The 15294-nt window shown below is 73.0% G+C and carries 13 protein-coding genes; 6 read left to right on the top strand and 7 right to left on the bottom strand.

Going from position 1 to position 15294, the window contains the following annotated elements:
* Positions 1 to 198: 198 nt before the first annotated feature.
* Positions 199 to 1125, bottom strand: a complete 927-nt coding sequence (locus tag ACGFRG_RS13665) for a cyclase family protein (RefSeq protein ID WP_393263698.1) — start codon at positions 1123 to 1125, stop codon at positions 199 to 201.
* 85 nt (positions 1126 to 1210) lie between these two features.
* On the opposite strand from ACGFRG_RS13665, the gene ACGFRG_RS13660 reads away from it, so the two are divergent.
* The 3 genes from ACGFRG_RS13660 (at position 1211) to ACGFRG_RS13650 (ending at position 4742) form a co-directional block, all read left to right on the top strand.
* Positions 1211 to 2122 (top strand): SDR family NAD(P)-dependent oxidoreductase, encoded by a 912-nt coding sequence (locus ACGFRG_RS13660; RefSeq protein WP_361431430.1) that lies wholly within the window; start codon positions 1211 to 1213, stop codon positions 2120 to 2122.
* A 437-nt stretch (positions 2123 to 2559) separates the two neighbouring features.
* Positions 2560 to 3696, top strand: coding sequence for an acyl-CoA dehydrogenase family protein (locus ACGFRG_RS13655; RefSeq protein WP_361432988.1), 1137 nt, complete (start codon positions 2560 to 2562; stop codon positions 3694 to 3696).
* Positions 3693 to 4742 carry a Zn-dependent alcohol dehydrogenase gene (locus tag ACGFRG_RS13650; RefSeq protein ID WP_393263695.1) on the top strand — a complete coding sequence of 350 codons (1050 nt, stop codon included), beginning with the start codon at positions 3693 to 3695 and terminating at the stop codon, positions 4740 to 4742. The genes ACGFRG_RS13655 and ACGFRG_RS13650 overlap by 4 nt, the downstream gene beginning before the upstream one ends.
* 38 nt (positions 4743 to 4780) lie before the next feature.
* Here the strand turns inward: ACGFRG_RS13650 and ACGFRG_RS13645 are convergent, their stop codons facing one another.
* Positions 4781 to 5773 carry a helix-turn-helix domain-containing protein gene (locus ACGFRG_RS13645; protein WP_361432993.1) on the bottom strand — a complete coding sequence of 331 codons (993 nt, stop codon included), beginning with the start codon at positions 5771 to 5773 and terminating at the stop codon, positions 4781 to 4783.
* Positions 5774 to 6067: 294 nt separating this feature from the next.
* Here ACGFRG_RS13645 and ACGFRG_RS13640 point away from each other — a divergent pair, with 294 nt between their 5' ends.
* Complete coding sequence (locus tag ACGFRG_RS13640; RefSeq protein WP_393263693.1) at positions 6068 to 7363, top strand: MFS transporter; 1296 nt, start codon at positions 6068 to 6070, stop codon at positions 7361 to 7363.
* Between the two features lie 27 nt (positions 7364 to 7390).
* A complete protein-coding gene (locus tag ACGFRG_RS13635; RefSeq protein WP_393263691.1) occupies positions 7391 to 8095 on the top strand; it encodes a hypothetical protein in 705 nt (234 codons plus the stop codon).
* A gap of 177 nt (positions 8096 to 8272) precedes the next feature.
* Here the strand turns inward: ACGFRG_RS13635 and ACGFRG_RS13630 are convergent, their stop codons facing one another.
* Entirely contained in the window at positions 8273 to 9034 is a 762-nt protein-coding gene (locus ACGFRG_RS13630; protein WP_393263689.1) for an SDR family oxidoreductase, read from the bottom strand.
* 107 nt (positions 9035 to 9141) lie between these two features.
* On the opposite strand from ACGFRG_RS13630, the gene ACGFRG_RS13625 reads away from it, so the two are divergent.
* On the top strand, positions 9142 to 10029 hold the full coding sequence (locus tag ACGFRG_RS13625; RefSeq protein WP_361433003.1) for a sigma-70 family RNA polymerase sigma factor: 888 nt from the start codon (positions 9142 to 9144) through the stop codon (positions 10027 to 10029).
* A 51-nt stretch (positions 10030 to 10080) separates the two neighbouring features.
* Here ACGFRG_RS13625 and ACGFRG_RS13620 read toward each other — a convergent pair whose 3' ends face one another.
* The 4 genes from ACGFRG_RS13620 to ACGFRG_RS13605 form a co-directional block, all read right to left on the bottom strand.
* Complete coding sequence (locus ACGFRG_RS13620) at positions 10081 to 10677, bottom strand: flavin reductase family protein (RefSeq protein WP_361433060.1); 597 nt, start codon at positions 10675 to 10677, stop codon at positions 10081 to 10083.
* 77 nt (positions 10678 to 10754) lie between these two features.
* The gene (locus ACGFRG_RS13615; RefSeq protein ID WP_393263687.1) at positions 10755 to 11552 is read right to left on the bottom strand and encodes an enoyl-CoA hydratase/isomerase family protein; all 798 of its coding nucleotides are present in this window, start codon (positions 11550 to 11552) and stop codon (positions 10755 to 10757) included.
* A gap of 71 nt (positions 11553 to 11623) precedes the next feature.
* A complete protein-coding gene (locus ACGFRG_RS13610) occupies positions 11624 to 13849 on the bottom strand; it encodes an acetate--CoA ligase family protein (protein ID WP_393263685.1) in 2226 nt (741 codons plus the stop codon).
* Between the two features lie 239 nt (positions 13850 to 14088).
* A complete protein-coding gene (locus tag ACGFRG_RS13605) occupies positions 14089 to 15228 on the bottom strand; it encodes a flavin-containing monooxygenase (RefSeq protein WP_393263683.1) in 1140 nt (379 codons plus the stop codon).
* Positions 15229 to 15294 lie beyond the last annotated feature (66 nt).

Below are 15294 nucleotides of genomic sequence, written 5' to 3'. Positions count from 1 at the left end.
TCTCCTCGGCGAGTGCGGGTCGTGGCTCGGCGTCGGCTCAGGGCAACGCTCTTCAGGGCATGAGGAGCTGGGCATGCGCGCGGAGCCGGGTGGCGGCCGCCGTGCCGTGCTCGGGGTGCGCATGACGCGCCGCCACCCGTGGAGGGCAAGGGATGTCGGATCACGCCTCGGTCCGTATCGCTTTCCCCATCGGTTCCGCTAGAGAACGGCGACGGGCGCGACCGGCGTCCCCGTGGCGCCGACGAACGGCTCGGGCATCGCCGACAGCAGGAACGCGTACCGCCCCTCCTCCGCGCAGGCCGTGGACAGCTCTTCGAGGTTCCAGTTCTGCCCCTGAAGCATGCCCATCTCGACCAGGTCGAGGGCGTGCACCGGCAGCCACAGGTTCTCGATCTCCGGCGGGAAGATCTCGAAGGTGAGCGTGTCATTGGCGACGGCCGCCACATCGCGCGCGTGGAACCACTCGGGCGTACGGATCGAGAGCCCCGGCGACGGAAACCCGTAACCGTGCTTGTCGCCGCCGAGGCAGAGCTGGATCTGCCCGGTGCGTACGAGGACGATGTCGCCCGCGCGCACGGTCACCCCGGCCAGGTCCTCGGCCGCGTCCAGGTCCTCGGGGGTGACGGCGTGGCCGCCGGGCAGCCGGTCGAGGCCGTGGGCGCGGGCCGCGTCGAGCAGCACGCCGCGCGAGAGGATGTGGCGGGGCTTGTCGATGCCGCTGAACTCGGCGCCCGCGTGGGCGGTGATGGTGTCGGCGGGGCGGCCGTTGTAGATGCGGCCGGAGTGCGAGACGTGGGTCAGCGCGTCCCAGTGGGTGGCCGCCTGCAGGCCGAAGGTGACGACGTCGTCGCTGGTGGCGACGGTGCCGGGGCCGAAGATCTGCTGGTTGATCTGGACCATGGTGTGCAGCGGGTTGACCCGGCCGGGGATCAGCCCGGTCTGCACGCCGTTCTGCTCCAGGGGCAGCGCGAGCGGGATGCGGCGCCCGGTGCGGACGGTGGCGACGGCGTCGCGGACGACGGAGTCGGTGACGAGATTGAGTGCCCCGATTTCGTCATCTGATCCCCAACGCCCCCAGTTGTTCACGCGCTTGGCGATCTCGTGGAACTCGGCGGGCATCGGCATAAGAGTCCTCCCCGGGGCTTGTCTTCCGGCGTCCGCCGGGCCATAAAATCTAACGGTCCGTCAGAAACCGCGGGAAGGGGCCGGCATGGGGAACTTCTTGGCAGGCAAGGTGGTGGCCGTGACCGGCGCGGGGCGCGGCATCGGCCGCGCGGTGGCGCTGGCGGCGGCGGCCGAGGGGGCCAGGGTCGTCGTCAACGACTACGGCGTCTCGGTCGAGGGCGCCGAGCCGAGCAGTACGGTCGCGGACGCGGTGGTCAAGGAGATCGAGGCGGCGGGCGGCGAGGCGGTCGCCATCGCCGACGACATCTCGACGATGGCGGGCGGCCAGCGCATCGTCGACACCGCGCTCGCGCGGTGGGGGCGGGTGGACGGGGTGGTGTGCGTGGCGGGGATCCTGCGCGAGCGCATGCTCTTCAACATGACGGAGGAGGAGTGGGACCCGGTGGTCGCCACCCACCTCAAGGGCACCTTCACCGTCTTCCGCGCCGCCTCGGCGGTGATGCGCAAGCAGGGCTCGGGCACCCTGATCGGCTTCACCAGCGGCAACCACCAGGGCAGCGTGGCCCAGGCCAACTACAGCGCCGCGAAGGGCGGGGTGATCTCGCTGGTGCGCAGTGCGGCGCTCGGTCTGCACAAGTACGGCGTGACGGCGAACGCGGTCGCGCCGGTGGCCCGTACGCGGATGTCCGCCAACGTGCCGATGGAGCTGACCGAGATCGGCTCGCCGGAGGACGTGGCGGCGTTCGTGGTCTACCTGCTGAGCGAACGCGCCCGCGAGGAGGGGATCACGGGGCAGGTGTACACGGTCGCGGGGCCCAAGATCGCGGTGTGGGCGCAGCCGCGGGAGGTGCGGGCGGGGTATGTGGAGGGCGCGTGGACTCCGTCCCGGATCGCGGAATTCCTGCCGGGGACGGTGGGGGTGGATCCGATGCCGCTGCTTGCGCGGCTGGAGGAGATGGAGCGGGCGGCGAGGTCTGGCGACCGCCCAAACGGCTGAGCCCCCACCCCGCCCGTTCCCTCAACCCTCCGGGGGTGGGTGGGGGCGGAGGTGGTCTCCCGGGGGCTACGCCCCCGGACCCCCGGGCGGGGGCTCCGCCCCCTGCACCCCGCTTGGGGCTCCGCCCGGGACCCCGGTTTCGTCTGCGGACCGTGCTGGGTTGCTCGCGCAGTTCCCCGCGCCCCTAAGAGGGCCCTCCGGGCCCATCTCCAGGAGGGCCCGCAGGGCCCATCAAGGGGCGCGGGGAACTGCGCGACCAGCCCAAGACAGCCCGCACACAACCGACGGCCCGCTTTTTGGGGCGCGGGGAACTGCGCGAGCAACCCCCACCCACCCGCAGCCGAACGACAACCGCCGGAGCCACGCGGCGGAGCCGCAAAATGTCACAGCCGGGGAGGGGCGGGGTGGGGGAAATTTCCGGAACGGGAGGCGATCGTATGGACTTTGGGTTCTCCGCAGAGGACGAGGCGTTCCGGGCGGACGCGCGGGCCTGGTTGGACGCGCATCCCCCCGACCCGACGCCCCGCGAATGGGAGCGCACGCTCGGCGCAGCCGGCTGGATCGGCCTCGGCTGGACCGAGGCGCACGGCAACCGCCGAGCCACCCTCACCCAACAGGTCGTCTGGGCCGAGGAATACGCCCGCACCCCCCACACCCCACCCCGCCTCGGCCACATCGGCGAGAACCTGCTCGCCCCGACCCTCATCGCGTACGGCAGCAGCCGGCAGAAGGACCGGTTCCTGCCCGCCATCGCCCGCGGCGAGGAGCTCTGGTGCCAGGGCTACAGCGAACCCGGCGCCGGCTCCGACCTCGCCGCCGTACGCACGAAAGCCACCCGCGACGCCACCGGCGCGTACCGCGTCACCGGCCAGAAGATCTGGACCTCGCACGCGCACGACGCGGACTGGTGCTTCGTCCTGGCCCGCACGGAACCGGGCTCGCACCGCCACCACGGGCTCTCCTTCCTCCTCGTCCCCATGGACCAGCCGGGCAGGATCGAGGTCCGCCCGATCCGGCAGATGACGGGGACGAGCGAGTTCAACGAGGTCTTCTTCGACGGGGCACACGTACGACCGGACCACGTCGTCGGCGGCGACGGCGACGGCTGGCGCGTCGCCATGGGGCTGCTCGCGGTCGAGCGGGGAGTGTCGACGCTCGTCCAACAGATCGGATTCGCCGAGGAGTTGGAGAGGGTTCTGCGCGACGCGGCACGCGGCGTCGATCCCGTGCTGCGCGAACGGCTCGTACGGCAGTGGGCCGAGCTCCGCGTCATGCGCTGGAACGCGTTGCGGACCCTGGGAGGGCGGCCGGACGCCGCCGCGCCCAGCGTCGCCAAGCTGCTCTGGGGCGGCTGGCACCAGCGCCTGGGCGAGCTCGCGATGGCCGTACGGGGCGCCGAGGCGGCCCTCGGCCCGTACGACTGGAGCGAGGACCGTCCCTACGAACTCGACGCGCGGCAACGGGCGTTCCTCTTCTCCCGGGCCGACACCGTCTACGGCGGCTCGGACGAGATTCAGCGCACCATCATCGCCGAGCGCGTGCTCGGCCTGCCGAGGGAGGCCCGGGGTCAGTGAGAGGTGTTCTGTTCGACGGAGTGCGGGCGCGGGTGGTCGACGATCTGGAGATACGGGACCCGGGGCCCGGCGAGGTCCTGGTGGCGATCGCCGCCGCCGGGCTCTGCCACTCCGATCTCTCCGTGATCGACGGGACGATCCCCTTCCCCGTGCCCGTGGTGCTCGGCCACGAGGGCGCGGGCGTGGTGGAGGCGGTCGGCGAGGGCGTCGCCCATGTCGCGCCCGGCGACCACGTGGCGCTCTCCACGCTCGCCAACTGCGGCGCCTGCGCCGACTGCGACCGGGGGCGGCCCACGATGTGCCGCAGGGCGATCGGACGGCCCGGGCGGCCGTTCTCGCGCGGCGGGGAGCCGGTCCACCAGTTCGCCGCGAACTCCGCGTTCGCCGAGCGCACGGTGGTCAAGGCCGTGCAGGCGGTGCGGATCCCCGACGACGTGCCGCTGACCTCGGCCGCGCTGATCGGCTGCGCGGTCCTGACGGGCGTGGGGGCCGTACTGAACCGGGCGCGGGTCGAGCACGGCGACACCGTCGTGGTCATCGGCACCGGTGGCATCGGCCTCAACGTGATCCAGGGCGCCCGGATCGCGGGCGCGCGCACGATCGTCGCGGTCGACACCAACCCGGCGAAGGAGAGCGCCGCCCGCACGTTCGGCGCGACCCACTTCCTGCCGTCGGCGGACGGCGTGCGCGAGGTGCTGCCGACCGGCGCCGACAACGTCTTCGAGTGCGTCGGCCACCCCGCGCTCGTCCGCAGCGCCGTCGACCTGCTCGACCGGCGCGGCCAGGCGGTCCTGCTCGGCATGCCCGCGCCCACGGCCGAGGCGACGTTCGCACCGGCCGCGATGTTCCTCGACAAGTCCATCCTGGGCTGCCGGTACGGGAGTTCACGCCCCCAGCGCGACATCCCGCGCTACGCCGACCTCTACCGCTCGGGCGCCCTGCTCCTGGACGAGCTGGTCACCGAGGTGTACGCGGTCGAGGACTTCACCAAGGCGGTCGAGGACGCGCGGCAGGGGCGGGTGGCGCGGGGGGTGCTGACGTTCTGATCGCCTCGCGGAGCCTTTGGGGAAGCCTCTCGGGCGCGTCAGGTGGGCGCTCCGGCCCGGAACGTACGCCGGTAGACCGTCGGCGGGACACCGAGCGCGGCCTGCAGATGCTGGCGCAGCGAGGTCGCCGTGCCGAATCCGGCCGCGCGCGCTATCCGGTCCACCGACAGGTCGCTCGACTCCAGGAGGTGCCGGGCGCGCTCCACGCGCTGTTGGGTGAGCCACTGGCCCGGGCTCAGGCCCGTCTCCTCACGGAACCGGCGCGTGAACGTCCGTACGGACATGGCCTCCTGCTCGGCCATGTCGCGCAGCTGGATCGGTTCCTCCAGGTGCCCGAGCGCCCAGGCCCGCGCGGTGGTGGTGGTCGCCACCTGCGGCTCGGGGAGCGGGCGTTGGATGTACTGGGCCTGGCCGCCGTCGCGGTGCGGCGGCACCACCGTGCTGCGCGCCACGGCGTTGGCGACCGCCGCGCCGTGGTCGCGCCGCACGATGTGCAGGCACAGATCGATCCCGGCGGCGACCCCGGCCGAGGTCAGCACGTCCCCGTCGTCGACGAACAGGACGTCCGGGTCGACGTCCACGGACGGGAAGAGCTCCTGGAAGTGCTCGGCGTGCAGCCAGTGGGTGGTGGCGGGCCGCCCGTCGAGGTATCCGGCGGCGGCCAGTACGTAGCTGCCGGTGCAGATGGAGACCATGCGGGTGCCGGGCCGTACGCGCGCGAGGGCGTCGGCGAGCTCGGGCGTGAGCACGCCCTCCTCGTACACCGGCCCGAGCTCGTGCGACGCGGGCACCACGACCGTGTCGGCCTCGGCCAGCGCCTCGGGCCCGTTCTCGACGAGCACGGCGAAGTCGGCGTCCGTCCGGACGGGCCCCGGCGGCCGTATCGAGCAGGTGGTGACGGTGTAGAGCGACTCCCGCGCCCCGTCCTGGGCCCGCGCCCGCCCGAAGATCCGCTGCGGGATCCCCAGCTCGAAGGGGAGCAGTCCGTCGAGGGCGAGCACGACTACGCGGTGGGGGCGGGGGTTCGGCATGGGCGGCGGCTCCTTCCGAGGGGGCGTGCGTGACGGACAAGTCCGTGGGTGGGGTGCGGCATTCCCGGGGGCGGGGTGAGTTCCCCCACCCCGCCCCTTCCCGAAACTCTCCGAGGGGAGTCGTTTGTCTGCGGACCGTGCTTGGTTGCTCGCGCAGTTCCCCGCGCCCCTTGGTGGGCCCTTCGGGCCCTCATCAGGGGCGCGGGGCTGTGTCGATGTGCTTGGCCCGATCCCTGCGAACCGTGGCCATCCGGCCACTCGTTCGTGCCGGTCGCCGCCGGGAAGCTGGGTGGCATGCACCAGACAACCGTGGCTGCCCGCCGCCCGTCCCGTATCCACCGCGCCTGGTTCGTCGCCGCCGTCACCTTCGTGACGATCATCGGCGCGGCCGCCTTCCGTTCGCTGCCCGGGCTGCTGATCGATCCGCTGCACGACGACTTCGGCTGGTCGCGCGGGACGATCGGCGCGGCGGTGTCCCTGAACCTCGCGCTGTACGGGCTCACCGCGCCCTTCGCCGCCGCGCTGATGGACCGGTTCGGTATCCGCCGGGTCGTGGCGGTCGCCCTGACCGTGATCGCGACCGGGTCCGGGCTCACCGTCTTCATGCACTCCGCCTGGCAGCTGATGCTCTACTGGGGCCTGCTCGTCGGCCTCGGCAGCGGATCGATGGCGCTGGCGTTCGCCGCGACCGTCACCAACCGCTGGTTCACCGTCCGCCGCGGCCTGGTCACCGGCATCCTGACCGCCGCCTCCGCCTCCGGGCAGCTGATCTTCCTGCCGGTGCTCTCCTGGCTGGTGGAGCACCATGGCTGGCGTCCGGCCGCGATCACGGTCGCGCTCGCCGCGCTCGCGGTGGTGCCGTTCGTGTGGCTGCTGCTGCGCGACCACCCGGCGGACGTGGGCCTGGCCCCGTACGGCTCGGACACGTATGTCGAGAAGCCCGCGCCCGTCTCCGGGGCGGCGAGCCGCGCCGTGAAGGTGCTCGTCTCGGCGGTGCGCACCGGACCGTTCTGGCTGCTCGCGGGCACGTTCGCGATCTGCGGCGCGTCCACCAACGGCCTGATCCAGACGCACTTCGTGCCCGCCGCCCACGACCACGGGATGCCGGTGACGGCCGCCGCCGGACTGCTCGCGGTGATCGGTGTCTTCGACGTGGCCGGCACGATCTTCTCCGGCTGGCTGACCGACCGCTTCGAGTCCCGCCGTCTGCTCGCCACGTACTACGCCCTGCGCGGCATCTCGCTGCTCTTCCTGCCGATGCTGCTCGCGCCCTCCATCCACCCGCCGATGCTCTTCTTCATCGTCTTCTACGGCCTGGACTGGGTCGCCACCGTCCCGCCGACGCTCGCGCTCTGCCGTGAGCACTACGGCGACGACAGCGCGATCGTCTTCGGCTGGGTGCTCGCCTCCCACCAGGTGGGCGCGGCCGTGGTCGCCTTCCTCGGGGGCCTGGCGCGCGACGCCTTCGGCTCGTACGACATGGTCTGGTACGGCTCGGGCGCGCTGTGCGCCGTGGCCGCGCTGATGGCCCTGGTCATCCGCCGCCCCGGCTCCCGGACCCCGTCTTTGCCGGAACCCGCGGTCGCGTGATCCCCTCTTGAGGGAGGGGGTGCGCGCATGCGGACACAGAGGATACGTACGGGGACGGTCCGCTCGACCGGACGCCTGCTCGCGGGCCTGCTCGCCTGCGCCGCGCTGGCGGGCTGCGGCACGGAACGCGCGGACGCGGGCGCCGCCGGCGCCGCGCCCCCGTCCCCGGTCCGGACCTCGGCGTCCCCGACGAACTGCGGTGCGTCCGGCACGACGGACGAGACCACGGACGAGACGACGGACGACGGCGCGGGCACGCCGGGCCCACCGACGGACGAGGACACGGGCACCCCCGGGCCGCCCACGGACGAGGACACCGGCACGCCCGGCCCGCCGACCGATCAGGACACCGGCACCCCGGGCCCGCCCACCGACCAGGACACCGGCACTCCCGGGCCGCCCACCGACGGGCAGGTCACGGACGGGGCCGGGCCGTGCGGGGAGGCGGGGTGGTTCGGTATGACCAAGGACTTCCTCGCGTACTACACCGCCCACGCCACCAAGGCGGACGACGGCCAACTCGGCTCGGTCACGGACGTACGCGTACGCATCGCGGGCAAGGCGGACATGGCGGTGGCCGTGGTGACCACCGACTTCCGCCCCGAGGCGACCTACGCCGCGGACCGGGTGGCCGAGGTCTTCGCGACCTGGCGCACAGAGGTGTACGGCGACCACGGCACGGTGAGTGTGGTGACGCGGGAGGGTAAGCAGCTGAGCGCGAAGGACTGGTGAGCACGCACACGGTCCGGCTACGGGTGCGCCGTACACGCGCGTTTCGGCACCGGGCGCCCTACAAGGGGCGCGGGGCTGTGACATGTGCGGCTCCGCCGCGATGGGGGTGCCCCCTGTTCGAGCGGAGTCGAGAACTTGGGGGAGCGACCAGCCCCCACCGGCCCGCACCCGAACTCGCTACCCCACCCGCTCGGCCAAGAACGCCTCCCAAGTCCGCCGCCCCAACACCGCCGTCCCGTCGAGGCACAGGTTCTCCCCGGCCCGATAGGCCCGCCCCACCCGCCCCGGCATCGGCACCGGCAGCACGGCCCGCCGCTTGCCGACCGCCTTCAGATACGTGCGGCAGAGCTCACCCATCCCGTACACCTCGGGCCCGGCCAGGTCGGGGACAAGACCGGCCGGTGCGCCGAGAGCGAGCTCGACGAGGCGGGCGGCGACCTCCCGGGAGTCGACCGGCTGAAGCCGCACACCCGGCGCCGGAACCACCGGCAGCTTCGCCATCTTCTCCATCATGGTCAGCACCAGGTCGTGGAACTGGGCGGCCCGAAGCGTCGTCCACGGCACCCCGCACCCGGAAACCGCCCGTTCCGCCTCCAGCTTGGACCTGAACCACCCCAGCGGCACCCGGTCCGCCCCGATGACCGAGATGTACACCAGGTGCCCCACCCCGGCCCGCGCGGCGGCGCGCGTCAGGTTGGCGGTCGCCTCGGCGTCGCCCTTGGGGCCGCCCGCGAGGTGGAGTACGACGTCGGCCCCGGCCACCGCCTCCTCGACGCCCTCGTCGGCGAGCAGGTCGCCGGTCGCGTACTCGACGCCGTCCGCGGCCTCGCGGCCGTGCCGGGTGAGCACCCGCACCTTGCGGCCGGCGTCGCCGAGCAGCGGGACGATGTGCCGGCCGAGGGTGCCGGTGCCGCCGGTGACCAGGATCGTTGACGTCATTGCGTTCTCCGGGAGTTGTGCGGACCGGGGGCGTCGCGCGTCCGGTCGTGGTCGGTACGTTTTCGGGGTTCTGCTTTTCTGACACGCCCCGATTGAGGAATGTGACGATGGACGAGCACGCATTGCCGGCCGAGCGTTTCGAGGCCGACCGGGCACATCTGCGCGCGGTCGCCTACCGGATGCTCGGCTCGCTGAGCGAGGCCGAGGACGCCGTGCAGGACGCCTGGCTGCGCGTCAGCCGGGCCGATGTGAGCGATGTCGAGAACATCAGCGGGTGGCTGACGACGGTGGTGGCCCGGGTATGTCTCAACGTGCTGCGCGCGCGGAGGTCACGGCGTGAGGAGTCCTACGAAGGGGCCGCCGTGGCCGACCGGGCGGCGGGTCCCGAGGAGCGCGTCGACCCCGAACAGGAGGCGGTGCTGGCCGAGTCGGTGGGCCTGGCGCTGCTCGTGGTGCTGGACACGCTGGCGCCGGACGAGCGGCTGGCCTTCGTCCTGCACGACATGTTCGCCGTACCGTTCGACCAGATCGGCCCGATGATCGAGCGCACCCCGGCCGCCGCCCGCCAGCTGGCCAGCCGCGCCCGCCGCCGGGTCAAGGGGAGCAGCCCGGCGCCCGCGACCGACCTGGCCCGTCGGCGTACGGTCGTCGACGCCTTCCTGGCCGCCACGCGCGGCGGGGACTTCGAGGCGCTGGTCACCCTGCTCCACCCGGACGTGGTGCTGAACGCGGACCGCTGGGTCGGCCCCACCCCCGCGCCCGTCGTCCTCGGCGGCGCCCAGACCGTGGCCAAGGCCGCGATGGCCGCCATAGGCCGGGCCCAGTACACCGGGCTCGCCCTGGTCGACGGCTCGGTCGGCCTGGCGATGGCGCCGTACGGCCGTCTGGTCATCGTGCTCCGCTTCACGATCGTGGACGACGTGATCACCGGCATCGAGGTCGTCGCGGACCCGGACCGCATCGCGGAGACCGAGGTCGCCGTACTCGACGTCTGAGGCGTCTGAGGCGTCGGCCCGTAAAGCGGTGTATCGCCAGGGGGTGAACCGCTAGGGGGTGAACCGCCCGAACCTGCCCCGATGGAACAGGAGCGGTTCACCCTCCGCCGTGCCGCCAAGCGCCTCCACGCGGCCCACCACGATCAAGTGGTCGCCGCCCGTGTGCACGGTCTGGATCCGGCAGTCGACCCACGCCGGTACGGAGTGCAGGCGCGGGGAGCCGGTCACGGGGGCCGCGTCGTAGCCGACGCCCGCGAACTTGTCGGCGCCGCTGACCGCGAACGCCCGGCACAGCGGCCCCTGTTCGGCGCCCAGGATGTTGACGCAGAACACGCCCGCGCGCGCGATGCGCGGCCAGGTCGTCGACGTACGCCCCACCATGAAGACCACCAGCGGCGGGTCGAGGGAGAGGGAGGCGAAGGACTGGCAGGCGAAGCCGGTGGGCCCGGCGTCGTCGTGCGCGGTGACGACCGTGACGCCGGTCGCGAAGTGGCCCAGTACGCCACGGAACTCGGCGGGGTCGACAGGCGGCCGCTCCCCGTCGCGCACGGCCCGTAACGCGGGCCGGGGCAGGGCTTCGACGGGCTCGGCGACAGCGGTGGCGGCCGCGCCGACGGACCGCAGGTATCGGACGACGGTCGCCGCCATCCCTTCGTGTCCCATCACCTTTTCATTGAACCTGACGGTTCGTCAGATTGGAACCCTCGGAGCCGCCCCGGAAACCCTCACAGGCCCCGGTACTCGGGCGTTCGGCGCTCCACGAAAGCGGCCACGCCCTCCTGGGCGTCCTGGGTGGTCATGGTGATCTCCTGGGCCGCCGCTTCCGCCGCGAAGGCGGTCGTACGGTCGCTGTCCAGGGACGCGTTCACCAGCTGCTTGGCGAGGACGATCGACCGGGTCGGGCCGGTGGCCAGGCGCTGGGCCCACTCCCCGGCGACGGCGGCGAGGTCGGCGTCGGGCACCACCCGGTTCACCAGGCCGATGCGCTCCGCGTCCACCGCCCGCACCGCGTCCCCGAAGAACATCAGCTCCTTGGCGCGCTGCGGCCCGACGAGCCGGGCCAGCAGATACGCGCCGCCGCCGTCCGGGACGAGCCCACGCCGTACGAACACCTCGATGAACCTGGCCGACTCGGCCGCGAGCACCAGATCGCAGGCGAACGCCAGATGCGCGCCGAGGCCGGCCGCCGTGCCGTTGACGGCAGCGATCACCGGCTTCTCGCAGTCGAGCACGGCGGCGATCAGGCGCTGGGCCCCGAGCCGGATGGTGCGGGCAACGTCACCGGGGACGCGCTCACCGCCCTCGGAAGAGCCCCCGCCCGCCCCCGCGCCCCGCAGGTCCGCCCCCGCGCAGAACCCCTTGCCCGTCGCGGTGAGCACGACCGCCCGCACGGCTGGGTCGGCCGAGGCCTCCGCGAGCAGGGCGATCACGCGTTCGCGCTGGTCCCAGGTGACGGCGTTCATCGCCTCTGGCCGGTTGAGCGTGATCCACGAGACGCCGTTGTCAGTGGTGTGCAGGACCATGTCCGTGGGGGGTACGGGGGGACGAAGTCCCCCAGGAGAGCCGTCGGGAGAGCCCTCGGGCGCGGCGGCGCTCACGAGCACACCACCAGCGCGTCCAGCGCCACCGCGCCCTGCCCGCGCTCCAGGACGACCAGGGGGTTGATGTCCAGCTCGTGGATGTCCGAGCCCAGTTCCAGCGCCATGCGCTGCACCCGCAGCACCACTTCCACCAGCGCGTCGACGTCGAGCGGTGGTCCGCCGCGCACTCCGTCGAGAAGGGCGCGGCCGCGCAGCTCGGCGAGCATGTCGCGGGCCTGCTCCTCGCCGAACGGCGGTACGCGCACGGCCGCGTCGCCCAGGACCTCGACCAGGACCCCGCCGAGGCCCACCGTCACGGTCGGGCCGAACAACTGGTCGTGGGTGACGCCGACGACCATCTCCACGCCCCGCGCCACCATCTGGCAGACCAGGACGCCGTCCAGGTCGACCTCCTCGTACCGGGCGATGTCGGTCAGCTCGCGGTACGCGTCGCGGACCTGGCTCGCCGACGTCAACCCGACCTTGACCAGGCCGAGTTCGGTCTTGTGGGCGAGGCGGGTGCCGGAGGCCTTCATCACCACGGGATAGCCGACCTGCCCGGCCGCTCGTACGGCGGCGGCCGCGCTGGTCACCAGCTGCTCGCGCGGCACCCGGATCCCGTACGCCCGCAGCAGCTGCTTCGCCGCGTGCTCGCTCAGCTGCCGGCCCGGCCGCATCAGCGCCTGCGCCTTGCGGAACGAGGGGGACGGCACGCGCGGGGCCTCGTCGAAGGGCGAGCGGTAGGCGGCGGTGAACCGGTGGTGCGCGAGGTAGGCCCGTACGGCTCCGACGCAGTTGGCGAACGTACGGAAGGTGGCGACGCGGGAGGAGCCGAGCAGGGTCTCGCGGTAGGCGGCCTCGGTCCCGACCGGCGAGCCCCACACGACGCACACCAGCTTGTCGGTCCGCTCCGCCGCGTCCACCAGATCCCGCACCAGCTTGTCGCTCATCGGCGGGAACGGGCCGGTGACGGGGCAGATGAGCACGCCCACCGCCGGGTCGGCGAGGATCGCGTCGATGATCTTCGGGCCGCGCCAGTCGCCCACCGGGTGGCCGCCGTTGTCGACCGGGTTGGCCACGTTCAGGTACGACGGTATCCACTCGTGCAGCTCGGCCTGCTTGGCGTCCGAGAGAGTAGGCAGGCTGAGGCCCGCCGCCGTGGCGAGGTCGGCGAAGTGCGCGCCCGTCCCGCCCGAGATCGAATAGACCACGACCCCGTCGGCGACCGGCTTGCGGGCCCGCGCCAACAGGGCCGAGGTGTCCTGGAGTTCATCGAGCCCGTCGACGCGGATCACGCCGTACTGCCGCATCGCCGCGTCCACCACCTGGTCCGCGCCGGTCAGCTTGCCGGTGTGGGAGGCGGCCGTGCGCGCGCCGGTCTCGGTGCGGCCGACCTTGACCGCGACCACCGGCACCCGCGCCCGCGCCGCCCGGTCGGCGGCGAGCAGGAAGGAGCGCCCGTCCTTGAGCCCTTCCAGGTAGCAGGCGATGGCCCCGACCTCGGGGCGCTCGGCGAAGTAGGAGATGAAGTCGGCGGTTTCGAGGTCGGCCTCGTTGCCGGTCGGGGCCCAGTGGGAGAGGCGGATGCCGAGCTCCTGGAGGGCGAAGAGCGGGCGTCCCTGGTGGCCGGACTGGGTGATCAGGGCGATCGCGGGACCGTCGAGGTCGTCGCGGAAGCGCTCGAAGGCGTTGAGATTGGTGTTCGGCCCGAGCAGCCGTATTCCGGAGCGCGCCACGGCGGCCGCCAGTCTCGCCTGCGCGGCGGCGCCGTCCTCGCCGGTCTCGGCGAACCCGGAGGCGAACGCGACCGCGAACTTCACCTTGGCCTCGGCGAGTTCGTCGATCAGCGGCAGCGGGTCGGCGACCAGGAGCACGGCCAGGTCCACCTGCTCGGGCAGGTCCGCGACGGACGGCACGCAGGTCAGCCCGAAGACACGGTCGCGTGAGGGGTGTACGGGGTGGACCCGGGCGCCGACCCGCTCGGCCCAGGCGATCAGCTGGCGGGTGATTCCCGTGTTGGGGCGGCCCTCGGCGTCGGAGGCGCCGATCACGGCCAGCGACTCGGGCCGGAAGAACCGGTCCAGGTCGGGTACGGGTGCGTACAGCGGGCGGCCGCTGACGTCCAGGTCGCCTTCGGCCGCGGCCGTGCCGTGGACGGCGCCGTTCTTGGGCTGTTCGCCGCAGGCGACCACCCGTGCGCGGAAGTCGGTCGTGAGGGTGCCGTGAGTCGATCCAAGCATCGTTCCGCCCGCTCCTGGTCGATGGCCAACATGGCTCTTGCGTAACTGGCAAGTAACTGACGCATAGTCAGATTACAGACCTGACGACCAGTCAGGAACCGTCGTGCGGGCAAAGGCTGCGAAGGCTCACCGAAGGCTCCGGAACACGCGGAGGTCCCGCCGGGTACGGATCCCGTACCCGCCCGGGTGCCGGATACCCGTCGGCATTGCGCCAACTACGGCGAGGGCGGCCCGGGGTGTCAGGGCGCCTTCGCGATCGCCTTCGCGATCTTGCGGGCGTCGATGCCGAGCTCGCGGAGCATGCCGCTGATGGGGTTGGTGAACCCGGTGAAGTGCAGGCCCGGGGCGTCGGGCGCGGTGCGGCGGCCGTGCACGGTGGGCAGGCCCCGGCCGTCGAGCACGCCGAGGTGGCCGACCAGGCCCTCCAGGGCGCGCCGGTAGCCGGTGGCCGCGACGACGACCTCGGGGGAGAGCACTGTGCCGTCGGCGAGGACGGCCTTGGCGCCCTCGAACGACTCCAGCGCCGCGACCGGCTCCACCCGGCCGCTCTGCACGGCGGCGATCAGGCCGACGTCCTGCACGGGGATCGCGCCTTCGCGCACGCGCGCGTAGAGGCCGCTCGTGGGCCGGGGCAGCCCCTTCTCCGACAGATCCGGCACCGACAGGCGGCGGACCGCGTCGGCGGCCCGGTCCACCACCGGCACCGGCAGTCGCCGCACCAGGATGCCGGACGCCTGGGCGGGCCAGCCCGCCGTGGTGCGGCGCAGGATGTGCGGCGCGGTCCGCACCGCGAGCCGCACCCGCCCGGCCCCGCCCTCGACCAGGTCGACCGCGATCTCGGCGCCCGTGTTGCCGGCGCCGACGACCAGGACGTCCTTGCCCGCGTACGGGGCCGGGTCGCGGTAGTGGGCGGCGTGCAGCAGCTCGCCGGTGTACGTGTCGGCGCCGGGCCACTGGGGCAGATACGGCGTGTGGTTGTACCCGGTCGCCACCACGACCGCCCGCCCGGTCAGCCGCCGCCCGCCGGTGGCGTGCAGCAGCCAGCCGCCGTCGGCCCGCTCGATACGGGAGACCTCCACACCGGTGACGGTCTCCAGTTCGTGGAACTCGGCGTACTTCTCCAGATAGCGCACCAGGTCGCCCCGGGAGACCCAGCGCCCGAACGCGCGCGGCATCTTGAGGCCCGGCAGCGCGGAGAGCCGCCGGGTGGTGTGCAGGTGAAGGCGGGTGTAGTGGCGGCGCCAGGAGGACCCGAGGACGTCGGACCGCTCCAGGACGACGGCCCGTACGCCCCTGCCGCGCAGCGCGGCAGCGACGGCGAGCCCGCCGGGGCCGCCTCCGATGACGTACACAGGACGAGTGGGGTCGTTGGTGGCCATGACAGCTGAGCGTAACGGCGCAGCTACTTGATGGGTCTCGGTCAAGATCTGAATCGGTTACGAATC

The organism is Streptomyces sp. NPDC048696 (assembly GCF_043198895.1).
GTDB lineage: Bacteria > Actinomycetota > Actinomycetes > Streptomycetales > Streptomycetaceae > Streptomyces.
The sequence above is the reverse complement of the archived record's forward strand: the minus strand, read 5'-3'. Positions and strand labels throughout refer to the sequence as shown.